The 3,784-nt window shown below is 33.2% G+C and carries 6 protein-coding genes; all 6 read left to right on the top strand.

Annotation, left to right across the window (positions count from 1 at the left end; translation table 11 throughout):
• Positions 1–191 precede the first annotated feature (191 nt).
• The 6 genes from AFK68_RS38290 to psaM all read left to right on the top strand — a co-directional run bounded on the left by AFK68_RS38290 (position 192) and on the right by psaM (position 3,427).
• Entirely contained in the window at positions 192–440 is a 249-nt protein-coding gene (locus AFK68_RS38290; RefSeq protein WP_210407264.1) for a hypothetical protein, read from the top strand.
• 718 nt (positions 441–1,158) lie between these two features.
• A complete protein-coding gene (locus AFK68_RS44435) occupies positions 1,159–1,419 on the top strand; it encodes a transposase (RefSeq protein ID WP_371357267.1) in 261 nt (86 codons plus the stop codon).
• Positions 1,343–1,708, top strand: coding sequence for an IS200/IS605 family accessory protein TnpB-related protein (locus AFK68_RS38280; protein WP_210407265.1), 366 nt, complete (start codon positions 1,343–1,345; stop codon positions 1,706–1,708). The genes AFK68_RS44435 and AFK68_RS38280 overlap by 77 nt, the downstream gene beginning before the upstream one ends.
• A gap of 258 nt (positions 1,709–1,966) precedes the next feature.
• Positions 1,967–2,416 (top strand): nucleoside-diphosphate kinase, encoded by a 450-nt coding sequence (ndk, locus tag AFK68_RS06585; RefSeq protein WP_094672078.1) that lies wholly within the window; start codon positions 1,967–1,969, stop codon positions 2,414–2,416.
• 312 nt (positions 2,417–2,728) lie between these two features.
• Positions 2,729–2,860 (top strand): hypothetical protein, encoded by a 132-nt coding sequence (locus tag AFK68_RS43335; protein ID WP_256386504.1) that lies wholly within the window; start codon positions 2,729–2,731, stop codon positions 2,858–2,860.
• Between the two features lie 471 nt (positions 2,861–3,331).
• Entirely contained in the window at positions 3,332–3,427 is a 96-nt protein-coding gene (gene psaM / locus AFK68_RS06580; protein ID WP_071525264.1) for a photosystem I reaction center subunit XII, read from the top strand.
• Positions 3,428–3,784 lie beyond the last annotated feature (357 nt).

The raw sequence follows: 3,784 nt of genomic DNA, 5'->3' as shown, positions 1-3,784 counted from the left end.
ATATATAGTCAAGTGATGTCAAATATCTCCGTTTACTTGTATAAAAGAGCTACTAAATCTTTGACAAAATTTAATAACTCAAAGGCCAGATGTTTAATAGTATAATGAAATTGGCTGGTAATTCCAGACTAAATAAAAATCAAAATTCCTAAATTCTCGAATCTATGGTATGATTTTAACAAGAATGATTTATGAAATTAGTAGAGAGACATATTATTCAACCAACACATCGGTTTTATGATGAAATTGACAGACTATGTTTCTTGTCGAAAAATCTTTATAACTATGCCAATTATTTAGTTCGTCAATCTTTCATCTTTGAAAATAATTATCGTCACTATTACGACCTGCAAAAAACACTCTCTACTCAATCAGATTATCAAGCAATACCAGCTAAAGTATCTCAACAAATCTTGATGATTTTAGATAGAAACACATGAATTGCTTTTTAGCAGCAAACGAAGTTTATCAACAGAACCCATCAAAGTTTAAATCTCGTCCTCGTCTTCGGTGGATATAAAAATAAAGTAAAGGGAATAAATCTTGTAGTTTATACCATACAAGCCATCAGCAAGAAGCAATTAAAACAAGGAATTATTAATCCCAGTAAAACAGGCATTTATCTAAAAATATTAGTACCTACTTCACGCTCTTAAACAAGTTCGTCTCATTCCCAGACTTAATCATTATGTAATTGAGGTTATTTATGAAGCGACCGAGANCAATTCCAGCTAAAGTATCTCAACAAATCTTGATGATTTTAGATAGAAACACATGAATTGCTTTTTAGCAGCAAACGAAGTTTATCAACAGAACCCATCAAAGTTTAAATCTCGTCCTCGTCTTCGGTGGATATAAAAATAAAGTAAAGGGAATAAATCTTGTAGTTTATACCATACAAGCCATCAGCAAGAAGCAATTAAAACAAGGAATTATTAATCCCAGTAAAACAGGCATTTATCTAAAAATATTAGTACCTACTTCACGCTCTTAAACAAGTTCGTCTCATTCCCAGACTTAATCATTATGTAATTGAGGTTATTTATGAAGCGACCGAGAAACAATACGAGCTAGAGAACAATCGTTTTGCCAGTATTGATATAGGATTAAACAACTTAGCTACATTAACCTTTAAGGGCGCCGGAATCAAACCCAAGAGTGATCAATGGCAGACCGTTAAAATCTATAAATCAATACTACAACAAAGTTAAGAGTTCCTTACAATCTCAACTCAAAGAAAATCAATGGAGTAAGAGGCTGAAAAAGCTTTGCAATAAAAGAGAATTTAAAATCAACGATTATCTTCATAAATCATCTCGTTTGATTATTAATACCCTGATTAATCAGATGCAGAGGAACACTAATAATAGGACACAATCCACAGTCGAAGCAGAAGATCAACTTAGGGAAAAGAAATAATCAAAATTTTGTATCTGTTCCCTATAACAGGTTAATAGAAATGTTATCTTATAAAGCCAAAATGGTAGGGATAGATGTAATAATTACAGAAGAATCTTATACCTCCGCATCGAGTTTTACAGATAATGATTTGATTCCAGTGTACAAGGAAGGTCATAATAATCAAGTCACCTTTTCACCGAAAAGAGTAAAGAGAGGTTTGTATTGTACTGCAAGCATTGGATTAATTAATGCTGATGTGAACGGTTCTCTAAATATTATGAGAAAAGCAGCTCCCTTTTGTTTTTGACTATGGAATAGAGAAGCCAGTGCGTTGGGCGGGTCTCCCGACTTGAAGCAACTGGCGTGGTGTTGTAGTGCCTCCTTCGGAGGAGCTTCGCTAACACGAGCGTCAGAGTCACACCTGTCAAATAAGGATATGTCATATTTGACTATATTTTTATGAACTATAAACCTGAGATAAAAAACTATAGTGCTATAGACTCAACTCTGGTCTGCTCTGTATTGTAAAGTATTACTATTGAGCAAATTTTTGAGGAGTATCAGTTTGGAACGCACTTTTATCGCGATTAAACCCGATGGTGTCCAAAGAGGACTTGTAGGCCAGATTATTAGTCGCTTTGAAACAAAAGGTTTTACCCTAGTGGGTCTAAAAATTATGAGTGTAAGTAAGGAACTAGCTGAAAAACACTATGATGTTCACAAAGAAAGACCTTTTTTCCCAGGCTTAATACAATTTATTACATCTGGCCCTGTAGTCGCAATGGTTTGGGAAGGTGAAGGGGTTGTGGCATCTGCGAGAAAAATTATTGGGGCAACTAATCCTTTGAGTGCTGAACCTGGTACTATTCGTGGTGATTATGGAGTTACTGTTGGCCGTAATCTAATACATGGTTCTGATGCGATTGAGACTGCTCAAACAGAAATTAGTCTTTGGTTTCAAGAGGAAGAGTTAGTATCATGGCAGCCAACTTTAACTCCCTGGATTTATGAATAAGTAGAGAAATAGAGAAAATTTTTCTTGTCTCAAATTTCTATAAGTTAGCTCTCTAAATCAGGGAGCTAACTATTTCAAAACTATAAGTTATACTTCAATGTACTTCAATGTATATAGTTGATTTGAAATTTTTCTCTCCAATCTAGCAAAAGTATTTCTAGGCAAAAATTCAAAAATTAATACTAATAAAAAAATATAGTAGAAACTGCAAAAATTATTAGCGTAATAAATAATTATAGAAGCCATTTGGTATCTTTGCNCAACTGTTCCCTGTTCCCTATTCCCTATTCCCTAGTATAACTGATAACTAAAATGGATTTTCAAGACGAATACGACATCATTGTAGTTGAAAACGGCGCCGAAAAATTTGAAATTTTTCTCTCCAATCTAGCAAAAGTATTTCTAGGCAAAAATTCAAAAATTAATACTAATAAAAAAATATAGTAGAAACTGCAAAAATTATTAGCGTAATAAATAATTATAGAAGCCATTTGGTATCTTTGCCTGGGACTAAATTTTTGAGGCACCGAGTCATCTGTGGATATGAGGAAATACACCGAAAAGATGGAAAAATATTCCAATACACCCCATCTCACCATCACAGCATCTATTTTTCAATAGATCGATCCCAAATGGGTTATATATACTAGAGTGTTACCAAGTCTATTTTTATTGAAAAATATTTTCTTTTGTTGAATTATATTAACTTATATTAAGTATTCAAGTAGATGCTAAGACAAGGGTTCTGAGTGGCAAACCCCACAGTTAGATACAGGATAAGGATAGTGTCGAAGAAGGAAAAAATTTAATGTTTGTTTCAATTTGTAAAAATAACAGTCTGTGAATTTGCCAATTATAGGTAAAATATGGAAAATTAACTGCAAAGTCAACTACAAACATTAGGAGTTTTGAATTATGCCTTTATCTGATACCCAAGTATTGGTTGCTTTAGTAATTGCTCTAATCCCAGGAATCTTAGCATTCCGACTCTCAACTGAGCTGTACAAGTAAAATCCTGTCAATTATTAAAACCTAACATCTAAATCTGTCCTAACAGTTACTCCTTAACACAATAAAATTTTGGCTTGTTGGCAAAGTCAAGTATTATTGAGAGGTTACCAAGGTAAAAACTGGTGGGGCAGATTTTTTTTTCTGGAATACTAATAATTAAAGAATATATACTAATCCTAAATTATTTGTGAGAAAAACTGTAGGGGTTTGGTTTCCCAATCCCATTTTTTCCTGGGTTTGGAGACCAAATCCCTACGATCAAATATTACAACCTATTTAGGATTGCTATATTATATTTTCACCCATCAAGATAATTGTAATTGAATCATAATCAATATTAACTAATCACCTATCTAC

Origin of the sequence: Hydrocoleum sp. CS-953 (assembly GCF_002260545.1) — a bacterium.
Taxonomy (GTDB): domain Bacteria; phylum Cyanobacteriota; class Cyanobacteriia; order Cyanobacteriales; family Microcoleaceae; genus Trichodesmium.
Note: the sequence above shows the minus strand (reverse complement) of the source record. Positions and strands in the feature narration are given on the sequence as shown.